At 56.8% G+C, this 14,095-nt stretch carries 9 protein-coding genes, 5 pseudogenes and 1 riboswitch; of the genes and pseudogenes, 7 read left to right on the top strand and 7 right to left on the bottom strand.

All coding sequences use genetic code 11. From position 1 onward, the window contains the following. Positions 1–350: 350 nt before the first annotated feature. Both RX329_RS36395 and RX329_RS36390 read right to left on the bottom strand, forming a co-directional pair. Positions 351–464 (bottom strand): FAD-dependent oxidoreductase, encoded by a 114-nt coding sequence (locus RX329_RS36395; RefSeq protein WP_204513547.1) that lies wholly within the window; start codon positions 462–464, stop codon positions 351–353. A 134-nt stretch (positions 465–598) separates the two neighbouring features. Continuing rightward, a riboswitch (glycine riboswitch) is annotated at positions 599–698 on the bottom strand. Positions 699–751: 53 nt separating this feature from the next. Beyond that, complete coding sequence (locus tag RX329_RS36390; RefSeq protein ID WP_317245142.1) at positions 752–1,927, bottom strand: trans-sulfuration enzyme family protein; 1,176 nt, start codon at positions 1,925–1,927, stop codon at positions 752–754. An 813-nt stretch (positions 1,928–2,740) separates the two neighbouring features. On the opposite strand from RX329_RS36390, the gene RX329_RS36385 reads away from it, so the two are divergent. The 5 genes and pseudogenes from RX329_RS36385 (at position 2,741) to RX329_RS36360 (ending at position 7,056) form a co-directional block, all read left to right on the top strand. After that, positions 2,741–3,547, top strand: coding sequence for a hypothetical protein (locus tag RX329_RS36385; RefSeq protein ID WP_317245141.1), 807 nt, complete (start codon positions 2,741–2,743; stop codon positions 3,545–3,547). Positions 3,548–3,625: 78 nt separating this feature from the next. Further along, entirely contained in the window at positions 3,626–3,991 is a 366-nt protein-coding gene (locus tag RX329_RS36380) for a hypothetical protein (RefSeq protein ID WP_317245140.1), read from the top strand. Between the two features lie 55 nt (positions 3,992–4,046). Continuing rightward, positions 4,047–5,048, top strand: a complete 1,002-nt coding sequence (locus RX329_RS36375; RefSeq protein WP_317245139.1) for a succinylglutamate desuccinylase/aspartoacylase family protein — start codon at positions 4,047–4,049, stop codon at positions 5,046–5,048. Between the two features lie 680 nt (positions 5,049–5,728). Beyond that, the gene (locus tag RX329_RS36370; RefSeq protein WP_317245138.1) at positions 5,729–6,247 is read left to right on the top strand and encodes a UTRA domain-containing protein; all 519 of its coding nucleotides are present in this window, start codon (positions 5,729–5,731) and stop codon (positions 6,245–6,247) included. 48 nt (positions 6,248–6,295) lie between these two features. Continuing rightward, positions 6,296–7,056: pseudogene (locus tag RX329_RS36360) on the top strand (IS5 family transposase). 707 nt (positions 7,057–7,763) lie between these two features. Here the strand turns inward: RX329_RS36360 and RX329_RS42140 are convergent. Beyond that, a pseudogene (locus RX329_RS42140) lies at positions 7,764–8,598 on the bottom strand (isocitrate lyase/phosphoenolpyruvate mutase family protein). Between the two features lie 584 nt (positions 8,599–9,182). Between RX329_RS42140 and RX329_RS36335 the strand changes: the two are divergent. Continuing rightward, positions 9,183–9,377: pseudogene (locus tag RX329_RS36335) on the top strand (response regulator transcription factor); the annotation flags it as partial. Positions 9,378–9,923: 546 nt separating this feature from the next. Here the strand turns inward: RX329_RS36335 and RX329_RS36330 are convergent. After that, positions 9,924–10,223, bottom strand: coding sequence for a hypothetical protein (locus RX329_RS36330; protein WP_317245134.1), 300 nt, complete (start codon positions 10,221–10,223; stop codon positions 9,924–9,926). 428 nt (positions 10,224–10,651) lie between these two features. On the opposite strand from RX329_RS36330, the pseudogene RX329_RS36325 reads away from it, so the two are divergent. After that, positions 10,652–11,229 (top strand): annotated as a pseudogene (locus RX329_RS36325) (shikimate kinase); the annotation flags it as partial. A gap of 588 nt (positions 11,230–11,817) precedes the next feature. On the opposite strand, the pseudogene RX329_RS42135 reads toward RX329_RS36325, so the two are convergent. The 3 genes and pseudogenes from RX329_RS42135 to RX329_RS36310 form a co-directional block, all read right to left on the bottom strand. After that, a pseudogene (locus RX329_RS42135) lies at positions 11,818–12,548 on the bottom strand (outer membrane protein). A gap of 217 nt (positions 12,549–12,765) precedes the next feature. Then, positions 12,766–13,080, bottom strand: a complete 315-nt coding sequence (locus RX329_RS36315) for a hypothetical protein (protein ID WP_231189093.1) — start codon at positions 13,078–13,080, stop codon at positions 12,766–12,768. A 638-nt stretch (positions 13,081–13,718) separates the two neighbouring features. Continuing rightward, positions 13,719–14,063 (bottom strand): hypothetical protein, encoded by a 345-nt coding sequence (locus RX329_RS36310; protein WP_231189091.1) that lies wholly within the window; start codon positions 14,061–14,063, stop codon positions 13,719–13,721. Positions 14,064–14,095: the final 32 nt, after the last annotated feature.

Genomic DNA, 14,095 nt, shown 5'->3' with positions numbered 1-14,095 from the left:
GTTGGTGAAGGGAGTTTCCACCGCAGCGCAGGCGTCATGGCCGCATAAAGCTATTGCGATAGCGGTCCAGCCTCCGGTCCGATCCTGGCCAGATCGAAACCGAGCGAACCAAAGCCGTGCAAGATTCCGCGCAGGCTGTTCTCAACGTCCAGCAGCTTGCTCTGCACCAGCTTGCGCGCCGTCAGCAGGGCTCGCACTTCCTGCGCGTCGATAACTTGCAGTGCACCGGCCGTAATCAGGCTAGCCGCATCAGCTGCGCGATGTTACGCGCGTCGTTGCGGTCCGACTTCACCGGCATCGTGTCGAAGGCATCGCTCACATGCGCGTCTCCAAAAGCTCGACTGCAAGGGCTAGCGGCCGAAGACTGTCGCCCGGCAGCCACGCCTGGCGAGGTGATAGGCCGTTGTGATGCCGGTAATTCCAGCGCCGATTACGGAAACGCAAGATGTATCGGGTGTGGTCATAGGTGTTACTTCCCGCCCACGGCGGGTGATTTGCCCCCCTCTGTCATTGGCCTAAGGGCTTCATCGCACCCACTCACTAGGGCTACGACTTTCACCATCGGCGCAGAACTGCCGTCCTGCTTTTCAGAGCTAAACCCCGAAAAGCGGTACTTTTGTCTAAGCGTTTCCGGGGCGATTGCTCCGTCGGCGCCGTTTCAGCCTTGAAGCAGAAACGAACTCTCCCGCTGTTCCTGAGATTGCCCCGTCGATATCTCGAACGTTAAGCGTGGGTTACGTGCAGTTGCACATCAGCCCAAGAGAACATCCGACATTCTTTCAAGATCGCGCCAAAGTTCTTCAGCGCTTTCCAGACCAAGGCTCAGTCGGATATAGCTTCGGTGCAATTCCGAGGGCATTGCCTGCCGCTCGCCTGCGACAGTCATGGGGGCGACAATGCTTCGCGTTCCTCCCCAAGAAGCACCGATGACAAACGTCCTCAACTGGTCGAGAGCACGGTCAACTTTGCCGACATCGACGCCCTGCAGTAGAAGACTAAAAACACCGGAGCAGCCCGCGAAGTCACGCTGCCATAAGGCATGCCCAGAGAACGAAGGAAGAGATGGATGCAAGACCTTAAGACCTGACTTTTCCAAGCGATGCGCGAATAGCTCGCCAAGTGCGCCCGCGTGCCTTATCCGAAGAGCCATCGTTTGGATGCCCCGTAACGCCTGCGAGCAATCATCGGAGGATGTGCCCACCCCCAGAGCGCCCAAAGTGCTCCGAAAACGCGCATACAGATCAAGATCATCAAGAATGATCGCACCGAGAAGTAGGTCGGAGTGACCACCTGCATATTTAGTAAGCGCCTCGGCCACGATATCCACGCCCAGGCTTAGAGGTCTACACAGCAAACCAGTCGCCCATGTATTGTCGCATCCCAGAAGCGCGCCAGATCTTCTGCACCTCGCTGCGATGGCCGGGATATCGCAGATTTCCATCGTGGTTGAGCCCGGCGACTCAACCCAAACTAGCTTGGTTGCGCCAGGTCGGAACTTGGCGTCGAGGTCGGCGAGACGAGTCGGATCAAAGTACTCTGTATCGACTCCAAAGGACTGAAGGATTGTCCGCGCGAATAGCTTCACCGGAGGATAGACATTGTCGGCGATCAACAAGTGCTCGCCATGGTTCACCAGGCCGAGCATAACGGATGTTATCGCGCACTGCCCCGACGGCACGATGATAGATCGGCTTGCGGAATGAATTGCCGCCAGCTGGTTCTCCAACGTCCGCGTTGTTGGAGTTCCAGAGAGGCCATAGGTATAGCCATCCGGCGACCGTGTCGCACGCGCGCGATAGGCCGCTGCGTTTGGGAAAACAATCGTTGAAGCTCGATAAAGCGGTACCGAGAGACTAGCAAACCCTTCGAGCGACGCGGGGGGCGGAGCGACGCACAGCGTTTCGTTGTTGTTCGAGCTGATGTCCATGGGGCCTAATATCAAGCGCTTCTGCTTTTCTGCGCGGACCTATCGCGATACGTACCACCCGAAGAGGGCCGGCCGGCATCGTATGAACTGCCCGCGAGCGGCAGGTCTGGAGGGCTATTTGGGTAGTCTAACAATAGTCGATTCCGCAAAGCTATTTCGCTGTAGCAGGCGTTGCATCACGCTCAGGGAAGTCGTAGCTCATGATCGTTCTTGCGACAAAGCATCGTTCTTGCGACAAAGCCTTCACGATTTTTCTGAGCGAGGCATTGATCTCGATCAAGTCGCGGAGTTATTTGTCCTCAGGTCGAAACTCAAAGGACGGACGCGTTGCGTTGATGTGAGCCAGCGCTTCGTCAAGTCCAGAGAACGCATCCTTCAATAGATCAACCGAAGCGAAGTTGCACCATTTCCCGGTGTCGAGATTCGATACAGCGCCACGCCAGGTAAGGTAAGCATGCCACGCGCTTCATGTGACAGAGTCTGAGCGTTATCCATCACGATCATGCCTATGTGCGCTTTTGTGCCAATGCCTCCATCGCCTTCATATGATGCTTTTGACCTCCGCCGGGGCGCATCTGCGTCCTTGGTTGCAACCATTGGGTCCCTTTTTAGAATCTTCTGCAGCGCTAGAACGATTGGTAGGCGCTTGCGTCGGGCAGATTCGCTGCGCCACTTCGGGCGAGTATATCTGGTATGTCGGCTCTGAGGAAGCCGGCTGACATAGCAGTATATCGCGTATGATGTTAGCTGCCGCAGCTTCAAACCTTGGCAGAACCGCCCTCATACCGGCCAGTCGCCTGCGAAGTCGACCTCATGCAAATGAAATTAAGCGATGGAGAACAACATGGCATTGCCTCCACCTGCCTGGGTGAAGCGGAGGTCATTGCCCGCCTGTGCGCCAACATAGCAGATGCAAATGTCGATGCCGTGATTCTGACCTCATGGCAGAATTGTGATTATTACTCCGGGTTCAGAACGCTATTCTGGACTCTGGATACCAGGCCGCTGTTAGCGATTGCGCGACGTGATCGCGCCAGGATTGCAATAATCATTAGCAGCTCGGAAGAGCGCAATGCGCAAGCATGGCCGAACCGCCATGTTCAGCCCATGTATCATCATGGCTACACCGAAGTCGCAGTATCCGCCGCAGGCGAGTTTCTGAATGATCTCTCGGCCGGTGCTGCTGTTCGATTTGACTATGGACCCGACATGTTTGGGCGCGGATCGATCGCACTGATCGATTACTTGAGGGCGGCGCAGCGCAAGTGTAGGCTATCGCACCAGGCCGACCTCATCTGGCAGCAGCGGCTCGTCAAAAGTCAGCACGAGCTGGCCACCAAACGTCAGGCCCGTCGCATAGCAACGGCAAGCTTTTTTGCTGGTTTGGCCGATCTGCGCCTCGACATGGATGAATATGAGTTCGGCCAATTGCTCAAGCAGCGAATGATCGCGCTGGGGGCCGATAGCGTCGACCGGCTTCCAGTTCGCTTTGATCGCGCAGGAAAGAGTTACGAACAACCGAACTACAACGTTCCATTGGCCCCCGGCAACTTCATCTGGGTAGGCGCACGCCGTGCTGATCAGATCAGTGATCTGGATCGGGTCGCGAAAGATCAGTAAGGCAACGCCAGAGCAGGAAGACCTGACGGGTTCGTGAGAGGCGTGACAATTCGATTAGCAGAGAAGGTAAGGCCTGGGATGACCGGCGCCATGGTCTATCGTCCCTTTGAGGAACTCTGGTCGGAGCGCAACCAGTCTCGCCTGACGGCGGCGCGTCGTGTTGGCCACGGCTCAGGTAACGCGTTAACGGAACTGCCATCATTGATGGCCGGCTCGAACGAGATCATTCTGGAAGACATGGTCCTGCATCTTGAACGCAAGCTTGAGATGACGGGCGGCGTGTATCAGACCGAAGAAGTCTTTCGAGCTACCGAAAGTCGTCCTGAATTTCTGAGCGAGATCGCGCCCGAGCGATTGCCCAGTCGATCTGTAAAATCTATATCAAGCGCGCATGGTCCCGCCCTAGGCGTCGACCTGCAAGCGAAGAAAAAGTTCGTTGCGTGAGCCGAGCGATGACAGCCAGATCGCTTACTGAACAGGGTTAACAATGAAAAGCCGCGTGTGGAGCAAGATCGATTTTTCGGCAACTGGAATGCAGGCGGACTATGCCCGCGTCCCATATTCGTCCGACATATCCGCCTACGGCTGGATACCTGTTCCCATACTCTGTTTCAACGGCGGTAGCGGACCAACCGCTCTATTGACAGCAGGAACGCACGGCGACGAGTACGAGGGCCAAATCGCGCTACGCAATCTCGCACGGGAGTTGTCTTCAAGCGCAAATCTGCGCGGTCGAATCATTATCCTTCCTGCTCTGAATTGGCCTGCCGTTAGCGCTGGTCGCCGGAATTCTCCACTCGACGGCGGTAACCTCAATCGTGAGTTTCCGGGCCACGCAAATGGTGGGCCAACCGCAATGATCGCCCACTATGTGACGTCAGAACTTTTTCCTCTGGCGGATGTGGTCCTTGATCTTCACTCCGGAGGCCGGTCGCTGGACTATTTGCCGGTCGCGCTCGCCCGCTCCGGCCGGAACGACGCTGAGGCTGCCGCGATTTTGCGGCTTCTGAAAAGCTTTGACGCACCATTTGGGGCGATTACCCATGGCGCGGGTGCAGGTGCCGGGTCAACTCTCTACGCCGCTGCTGAGCAACACGGAATTCCTGCTCTGACGACTGAGCTGGGTTTCGGGGCCACTCTCTCACAACGTGGGCTGCGGATCGCTGAGCGTGGCCTGAGACGGGTTCTGCACGATTATGAAATTCTTCCGGCTATGGACCGCATCGAGCCCAGCTCGTCCGTGATTCTCAAATATCAAAGCCCGCACAACTCCATCTACGCGCCTTGCGACGGCCTGTTCGAGCCATTTGCCAAACCGGCCGATGAAGTCAAGGCGAACCAGCCGGCGGGACGGGTCTATCCATTAGGTGATGTTGCTGCCGAACCGGCCGAACTGAAGTTTCCTGCCTCTGGTGTCGTTGCTTACCGACGCTTTCCGACTTTGGCTCACACGGGTGATGCGCTTTTTGGTCTAATGTCGTTGATGGAGGATGTCGCTTGATACTCGCGCTCGGTGGCCATGCCACGCTGTCCTCCAGCGAACTCCCTATCATGCGCGTCAACGGAGCATGATCCGCCAGAGTTCAAGGCCGGTTCCGAAGTCAGGCTGGGACCAAAAACGGAAAGCGGTGACCATCATTTCATACATCTCAAAGCCAAGCAAGATTTCGTCTTTGTATCCTGGAGATTGCTACTAAGGCCCAATTCCAGCTGCCGTAACGCAATTCAATGCAGCACGTTGACAGAAAATGCCAAGCATAAGGTACGCCATCGCCCTGGGCTACGTGTTCGCAATCAAGGCACCTCGCTGACGATCGAGATTGCTAGGGACAGTTCCACTAGCCGCAATCGGAATGCGAATACGTTCGGCCAGAGGGAGATCGGAACGAAATGTCGACAGCACCTTCTCGTCTCCGTCCCAGCTCATCGCTTCACATCACGGTAGGCAAGGAGATTCTGAAGCGCATCTCCAATGAGACTTATCAGCCGGATGCTCCAATTCCGTCCACTGCTATGCTTGGAGAGGAATTCGGAGTCAGCTCATCACGATTAAACGGGCGCTTCGCGACCTCCAAGCTGCTGGCGTGACCCATCTCTGTTGCGGAGAAGGGCACAACGTCAAGAAGCAGGCCAGAATTCTGCGCACGCTAGATTTACGGCTCCCTCCTTTGAGGGACGACAATGAAATTGCTTTCAGAGAGAATTTCAGACCCGGTTATGCTTACCTTCCGCCCGCCGAGGGAAGCGATGCTGTGCGTCCGCAAGACGATATTTATCGACGATATGCCGTTCTTGTATGACTCGACCTATCTGTCTACAGATGTGGACGGCGAGATCGTAGACGAGTTTGCTGAGCAATTTGTCGCTCAAGCGCTGCGCCGTCACAGCATTCTTGTGACAAATACTGATCTTATCATTGATGCCGCTCCCGCCACCGGTCAGTTCGAAGAACTATTCGGAGTTCCAACTGGATATCCCATTCTTCGACGGTGTTACAAGTTCAGTACGGATACTGCAGATGATCGGTCTATGGTCTTCTCCAGGCGCCATTCGAGCGTCTTTCCTGTTCTGTCAATTTTCCAGCGCGTGGACGCGCCTCGCGCGCAGCGCGACCGCGCGTCAATGCTTCACGGCCTCGTTCCTAGCACGCCCAAGCACTCGATGAAAATTTGTACTTTGTTAGGGTCTGTACCTAATTAGCGAGTTCTGATTCCCTCGTGCCAAGTTGATTCGGCACGGGGGACTTCGATGCGCAAAGGACTGTTCTGGCTCAACGACAAGCAGTGGGCTCAGATAGAGCCGCATCTGCCAACGAACCAGACCGGCCCGGCGCGCGAAGACGATCGACGCATTATCAGCGGTATCATTCACATGCTCCAGTGCGGCGCACGCTGGCGCGATTGCCCGTCCGACTATGGCCCTTACACGACGATCTACAATCGGTTCAATCACTGGGCTAAGCGCGGACATTGGCAGGCGATCTTTGAAGCGCTCGCCCGCTGCGGCAAGGACCGAGTGGCTTTGTCGATCGACTCCACCTCGATCAAAGCGCATCGCTCGGCGAGCGGCGGAAAAGGGGGGAGTGTGAACAGGCGATCGGCCGCTCGCGCGGTGGGCGGACCACGAAAATCCACGCGCTGAGCGACCCTGATTGCAAACCTTGCGCATTTCATCTCACTCCGGGACAAGCCGCAGACATTGCCGCAGGGCCGGCCCTTTTGAAGCTCGCGCCGCCCATGTCTTCCCTCATTGGGGACAAAGGCTACGATGGCGACGGCTTTCGCGCCGAAATCGTCAATCGCGGCGCGAAACCCGTCATTCCAAACAAATCCAACCGGGTAACCCTCCACAGCTTCAGCAAGCGCCTCTATAAAGGGCGCAATGTTATCGAGCGCTGTTTCTGCCGGCTCAAGGATTTCAGGCGTGTTGCTACTCGCTACGACAAACTTGCCAGAAACTTCTTGGCCGCCGTCCACCTCGCCGCTCTCGTCGCTTATTGGATCAATTGAGTCTGAACCCTAAGCTCGCGCACAATGGCAAAACGCGATGCGTGAGCTGCGGCAGCACATCCAACCACACAGCTCATGCGCGTCAATTCTTCCACAAGGTACCCATCCGGTGAAGCTTTCAATTACTCACAAATTCTCCTCCAACAATGGCGCCCGGCGCGATATCGGTGAGGCGTGACGGCCCGCGCCACATGACGGTAGTGACAGGCCGCGGTTCGCTGGCGCGGGGGAGATAACCGCCAGCAGGGCGATCTTGATAGATCCCGTTATGTAGCGCGTTGTGCAGGATGGCAGTGCCATGGATTTGGGCTAGCGGTTTCGAGTTTAAATCCGTAAGCGGTCGCAGTCGAGAGCCAACTGGCAGCGGCGAGAATGAGAGCATGCTTGGGAGCTTTCAGAGGCATTTCATTCGCCTTCTTCATCCCGCGTTCGCCTCGCAAGCATCCTGACCGCCTCTGTTCAGTGCTAAGTGCCGAGTCTTGTCCGACCATCCCAGAAATTTGAGGGGTAGGTGTGAATGGCGAGGAACGCATACACCTGAATCAGCCGCCGTGTGAGCTTCCTTCAGCGTCAGGGGCAGATGTTTACCGATGTTCCGGAGCTGTCCCCGGATGGTAGGTCGCGGGCCTTGCTGGCTGATACTGGAGCGACACCGACGAGAGGCTTAGGGGCGCATCGGCCGGTTTTGAAGAGCCTGCTGACATGGACTAACTGGGCTGCAGATATTGTTTTTCGGCCGCGGCGAATTCGTCATACCCCAGAAGCTCGAACAATGCGCTGAGCGGTGCGATATGGGATTCAATGCCCGCAATGCCCTCCTGCGCTGCGATACTGTCGCAGACGCGCCGCATTGCAGCTGCCGCAGCTCGCAATGAGTGATTGGCCCAGACGACCGTGGAGATTCCCGCCTCACGAGAGGTCGAGGCGTTCAATAGTATGTCGTCGGAACAATCACAACAGGTAGCCGGTTCCGCCACTCGCTGACAAACGAAGCATCTCGTCCGCGGTACTCTTTCGCGAATGAATCAAGATTGCGTCGGCATCGGCATGAGCACGCAAGACGGCTTCGTTCAATCCATGGCCGGCGATCAGCGCTTCGATCCTAACCACGAGAACAAGGTTTTCAGCGACCGTATCCTTCACAGCCCGCAGACGACCGGAGAATTCGTCGACATTAGCCAGCGTATGCCGCTCTCCAATGAGCGAGTTCATCTTGGAAAGCAGCTGTCCTCGAGCGAGCCACCCTGACGGAGTTTGCGTGCCAAGAGGCGCTCAGTGTTGAAATTACCGAACCCCCCGTCGCCGTCAACGAGCCACAGGTAGCTCGGTCGAATCCACTATTCGTTCGACGCTCTCGACGAGCTGGGTCCATGAAGCTTCATTGGCATCGCGATAGCCGAGCGAGCTAGCAATCGACAAACCAGATCCTGACCGCTGAGCGATTGTGGCGGCCAGGCCGTCATGCGCTTCCATCAGAAACGAGAGCTCGCCATTCGAGCAGACCTGGCACGAAGCATTTCGACAGGCGACGGCCGAGTGCATTGATGACCTGCGTTGGGCCGGGCGGATTGTGGTTGGTACTTCATAAGAAGTCCTGGAGGCCGAGCTTCGGTTGGCGCAAGCCCCACTGCTCATACCGTTTTGTTGTGATGCCGATCAATGACCAGCGTTGGTAGTTGATTGGACGTGAAAGCTTGCATTATCGCCATAGGGTGGCGCCGAACAGCGGGGCTGTTGTGGTGGGTGGATCGGAGCCGACACGTTGGAAGGAAAGCTTTAGTGCAAATGAAGGATCTCGGCTCGCGAGCCGGGTGCTACGGCCTTCACAGAGCATTCACCCTTTGCGGGAAGAACGCTTGACCAAAGGGTGATGTCTAGCTCACGCAGATGTTCAGCAAATATCGACCTGCTACGGTTGTCTCAAATACTGCAGTTGCGTTTTCGACATATGTCGCAATCCCGTCCATAGGGCTGCAGTTGGATTGCAGTCTCCGGAGAAGTGAACCGGCAATCTCCCAAGATCTTGTCCTGCCGCGAGAGTTTGCGGTGCCACTGACTGGTATGGCATTTGCTGATCTCGATCCACGTCCTCTCGGCTTCAGGAGAAACTCATGGCGGATGTGCAAGAGGTTGCGCTGTCGGAACGGGAAAAACAGTGCTTGCTATGGGTCGAGGAGGGGAAGTCATCCTGGGCCATCGGAGTCATCCTGAAAGTAAGCGAGAACACCGTCAACTTTCATGTCAAAAATGCAATGCGAAAGCTGGAAACGACCAGCCGTACGCAGTGCGTCGTCAAGGCACGGCGTCTGCGTCTTATTTAAAGTAACGGCCGCGCTTCCGTTCCCGCTGACGCAGATCTGTCGAAATGTAAGGGGCGACTGTGGGTTGCTCCGGCGAAATGCGCAGCGAATTACGCGCCCGCAGCTAGCTTAATGAACTACCTTTTCGCGGACCACCAATGCGAAGATTGCGATGATCTAGCGGCTCAAATCATAAGCTGAATATGTTTGCGGCGGACGCCGCGAATCTGAGTGTTTCTGAGTATCGCTGCGAACGAGATGGCGCTACGCCCGCGAACGCATTCCACCTCAAGATAGCCCGATGCAGATGAAACTGACTAGTTCTTTAACTTGTGCGCTATGCTTGCGTAATGAAATGTGTGCCAGATGGAACAGTCGATGGTGCGTCCTTCTCTCATATTGGGTCGTCGCAGTCGAATCAGGACGGCTGATGTTCAGGTTTATAACGATGTGGCGCTCATCGAGCGGAAGCACGATTGGCCGATGATTGCCGACGATCGAACCTGCAGCGGGAAGCCTGTGGGCTGCCTAATTGAAGGTTGAAGTGCGCACACTCAATAACATCGATTAGCGAGTGCCCGGCTCCGACGGGTCAGCGGATGCAGAAGGGCGGTCAATCCTTCGTGTTCTGCAGTTCACGGGGCTGGGAATATCGAGCTCGATCTCACGCGCCACTTCGATGATGTTCTCTGGTTGGCGTCCGTTCTTGAAGAGAGCGTATTTCAGAGCTTCGGCGCGGTTGATAAAAAGCCCGCCAAACGCGCCCCGTTTTTCGCGGGTAATCCAGTTACCAGCGCGATTTTTGCCGACAAAAACAATGGGCGGAGCGCAGTCACTTGAACGGGTATCGAGGACCTGAATCACCATCCCCCTTCGCTGGGTGACAGCTCGCATTCATGTGGAACAACCCATAGCGGAGGTGCTCCGGCTCAAGCGACTGTCGACTTGTCTTGCTACTCACATCGTAGCACTTGAAACCAGCATCAGCGACTTCAAAGTTCGGCTATTGGCCGCCAGTCGGCTATGGCCGTGGTTGGGCGGCAAGTATTCATCGACCTGGAAGGAATAGCTCAAACGGGAACGGAGTTGTACTATCAGTTCTGAGAAGAGGAAAGGGGGTCCGCGAGGTGCGCTGTCTGAGCGCGCCGAGAGCGAAAAGTATCCTGTGGGCGCTGTTGATTTAGGGGGCAGACGATTCGGTCGATGGCTTCGTTACGCCCATCCAGCGATCCTGCTCGGGCAGAACGCGGGACCGGTTGTCAGCGTGCCCGCTAATCGCCCGACCGCATTGCGTGGCTGAACGGACCATTGATGCGCTGGACTCATTCATGACGCATGATGCGGCGAGGATCCGGGCTCAACATCCTGCATCCGTCTTCGACGTGCGTCAGGTTCTGCAAACCATGGATCACGAGCCCAGGCCGCCGCAGAGTGAGGCAGCTACCAGTCGTTGACATGCAGGGGCGGCGAGTGGCAACGGAGCCGGAGACGCGATATTCGATTTCTCATCGACTGACCTCGGGGGTCTTGCCCGTAGTCGCGGTGCAACTCCCGGCAAAGCCGAGCGCGTTCATGTTGGCGCGTACGCTTGCCGTCGAAGGTGTGCCATATCGCATGGATCTGTCCGGCGGAAGCAAGTTAAAAGCGCAAAAGCCAACTCTGTCGCAAATCGCAGCGACCGGTCCGGGCGAGCCTGGGCCCTATAACTCCCGGGGGAAAGCCCCTGGCGATACCCTATTCCGAAACCGCTCCCGGCACCGCGTTCGAGCAGCTATCCCGCGCCTGGGCCCCGCTCAAAGAGGCATATTATTACACTCAGCGCAGAGCGTTCGCGGCGCCACCTGCACTCAGTGATCTCAGCCCTCACGACTACGGTTTCGTAGTGCTGCCCCATGCGGCCCGCCAGCGTGCGTAATCCACGGAGGGCCAAATAGATATCATCTGGCCCACCAATCTCCCCGAAGTGAAGTGATCTGCAGCGCAAGCGTCATCATTGGCGCGTAGCCCGACCCCTCGAGCCCGTGCTGCTGCCCGCTCAAGGATGGGCGCGCATGCAACTGGTCAAGACATGCACGCTGGATGTTCCTCTTGCCCTCAATCTGGCTGCCCAATCGCGCGGGAAACTCAATTATGCGCACGATTCCCCTATTCTGCGGACGCGCTCTTTACGGGTTAGTCCCTGTGAACCTGAGGTCGAGTGGACCCCAGAGCAAAAGAGGCCCGCTCAGCGCCACGTTGCCAAATCGAACAGCAGCTTCGGAAGGTACGGGCCTCATCTGCCGGGTTCGTCACCCTCGCGTAAGTGAGGGGGGCGGAGATTGCGATGACTAGCGCAGGGGAACGGCTTTCTCAGCAAGCGCGGTCTCCCGGAATGCTGTGTGCCTCCTGTACACTAGGCCAACAGGTCAAAAAAAGCCCCGGCCATGGGCCGGGGCTTTCGATCCGCCGATTGAACGGTAGATCAATATTTGAGAAGAATCGGACGGCCGAACTTGTAATTGAGCCGTGCAGTCAAAAGATCCAAATCTTGGCGGACGCGGTCGACCCCACCAGCGGGCTCGGTGAAGCTGACCATGGCAGGCCGCATGAACAGGTGTGCGTACTCGGACCCAACCGACCAATTCGGTGCGAAGCCGTACTCGATACCGGCTGCCAACGCGCCGCCCCAAAGAACGTGCTTGCTTTCTCCACCCGGCTCGCCCGTCGTCCAGATGTTTCGAAACGTGTTGCTCGTCACCGCGGCGCCGCTTTGGCCTAAAGCAGTGCGTGGTCGAAGCCATAACCGATCTGCCCTTTACCAGGCCGATCGCATCAATCTTGGTCGGGTTGATATCCAAAAAAGCAGCGCTGGATTCCAGCCGGTCAAATCAGCCCAGTTCCCCTGGCCTTCAAGACCAAGCACGATCTGGCCCATCTGCCATCGATAGCCGATCTGGCCACCCACGCTTCCGCCGGTCGCATCATGACAGCCCTCAGGCTTGCCGCCATCGCAATCCCAGCAATTCGAGCTTGAGGCCAAGCCGCCGTTCATACCCACGTTGTAGCCGCTCCAGTCGTAGATTGCAGCCGCGACAGGCCCCGGAGCTTTGGTGTAGAGAGCTTGGCTGGCAGTCCAGTCAGATCTGCACCGAATGCCGGCGCCGCCGCGCCAAACGTCACAATGCTTCCAATCGCAAGCAATAAGTTCTTCATTTCAACTCTCTTGTCTTGGCGCCCCCAGCCTCGTGCGTCTTAACAACGTCGGTGAGAATTGCTGTAACTGCATCCTAACCTTAGCGCCTAATGGAATGTTCGAACCGAACGCTGGGTCAGGTTGCGGCTTTTCAGATCATCTCCAACGACGCCGCAGTGCTCACTCGCGTGCGAACACAGTGACGCTCAGGTGTGGACGAAAACTCGGCTGCTGATTTCAGCGGATGAAGCGCACCGCAAGCCAGATGACCCCCAGCCAAACCGCAACGGAGAAGAGCAAAGCGCTTTGCAGCGTCCTTGCGCGTATCCTGTGGCGCCATGTAAGGAGCTGCGATGAGCAACCGGTGAAGCGACGACCGCGTACAACAGCTATTACTTCATCGTAATCTGTGAACCGGAAGTGAGAGCGATGCTTGCGAATATACGCCAGCCGCTCGGTGGGTGAGAGGCACTGTGCCCACACCTCCCATGCCTCATTATCAAAACACGCGCTATTTTCGATTACTTCAGCGAGGCGCTCGTCAGGCTTCATGATGCATCCGCTGTACTGACCATCGCAAGTAGAGTTCTAGGCAGGAAGCCGCACCTTCGAAACCTCTCAGTTTAGGTAGGCGAGTTCAGCAAATCGAACTGGGCAAGGAACTATTGGTCACGGTGAGCTCAACGTTGATCCTGATGCGAGATCAAAGCGACGTCGGGCGAGCGTTCTGGATCTCTCTTCTCTTAGCCTGACACAGCTCTGCAGATCACTTGCGGAGCAGTCCACACGCGGTGATCGTTGCAGGAAAGGAAACTCGTGATGGCGATCGATGTAGTCTGGTCAGAGTGGTGCACTTGTCTCGACGGCATCGTCCCACGCGCTGGCGCAACTGTCGTCACGCGCTGTTTGCGGGTCGGCAGGCTGCCAGCCGGCCGCATCGAAGTGCAAGGGGACCGCACTCATCCTCTGAGACCGAGGGCCGGAATTACGAGCGATGGTGCCGGAGAAGGTGCCGTAGCCATCTTTCCAGGCCTTGCCTACTGATGGAACAATCTGTGATAAGAAAGACGCTGGCTTACATGCATCGCTTGGCAGTCTCGAAAAAAATGGAGGCGATGTCTTCTTGTCGCCGGTTCGAGTAGGTTAACCTAGCCCTTTCGCGGCAAGCGCTCGATGGAGCGGAGCATGCGTCAATGCATCTTGCGATGAGCGCTGGAGATACCGATTTCGCTACGAGCATGCGGAGTGCGGTGCGGTTCGCTGGACATGAACATTTTCATTGCAGAGCCGAGCGATCTGTATGCGCGGTCGCGGGCCGCCTGCGGCAAATCGGGAGTTGCATCAATTGCAGCGCGCGCGTCGCCCACGATCTTGTCCTTTGCGGCAAGAAGCTTTGCGTCTAACATTATGTGAAGCGTCTCTCGAACATCAGGTGGGATCGAGCTGTCGCCGTCGATCATTTCTCTAAGTTTCCAAAACATACGCTCGACCGCTACCATCGACCCGAGGACTGACATCAGTCTTGGTGACATCATCGGCTATCTCCTTCTGCAGCCAGGTTCTGGCG

The organism is Bradyrhizobium sp. BWC-3-1, assembly GCF_032917965.1.
In the GTDB taxonomy this organism is placed as follows: domain Bacteria; phylum Pseudomonadota; class Alphaproteobacteria; order Rhizobiales; family Xanthobacteraceae; genus Bradyrhizobium; species Bradyrhizobium canariense_D.
Note: the sequence above shows the minus strand (reverse complement) of the source record. Positions and strands in the feature narration are given on the sequence as shown.

Excerpts from the sequence above, each read along its gene's own strand:
- RX329_RS36330 (WP_317245134.1), bottom strand. The coding sequence starts at position 10,223 with ATGGTGATTCAGGTCCTCGATACCCGTTCAAGTGACTGCGCTCCGCCC.
- RX329_RS36395 (WP_204513547.1), bottom strand. The coding sequence starts at position 464 with ATGACCACACCCGATACATCTTGCGTTTCCGTAATCGGCGCTGGAATT.
- RX329_RS36380 (WP_317245140.1), top strand. The coding sequence starts at position 3,626 with ATGACCGGCGCCATGGTCTATCGTCCCTTTGAGGAACTCTGGTCGGAG.
- RX329_RS36390 (WP_317245142.1), bottom strand. The coding sequence starts at position 1,927 with ATGGACATCAGCTCGAACAACAACGAAACGCTGTGCGTCGCTCCGCCC.
- RX329_RS36370 (WP_317245138.1), top strand. The coding sequence starts at position 5,729 with ATGAAATTGCTTTCAGAGAGAATTTCAGACCCGGTTATGCTTACCTTC.
- RX329_RS36385 (WP_317245141.1), top strand. The coding sequence starts at position 2,741 with ATGCAAATGAAATTAAGCGATGGAGAACAACATGGCATTGCCTCCACC.
- RX329_RS36310 (WP_231189091.1), bottom strand. The coding sequence starts at position 14,063 with ATGATGTCACCAAGACTGATGTCAGTCCTCGGGTCGATGGTAGCGGTC.
- RX329_RS36315 (WP_231189093.1), bottom strand. The coding sequence starts at position 13,080 with ATGAAGCCTGACGAGCGCCTCGCTGAAGTAATCGAAAATAGCGCGTGT.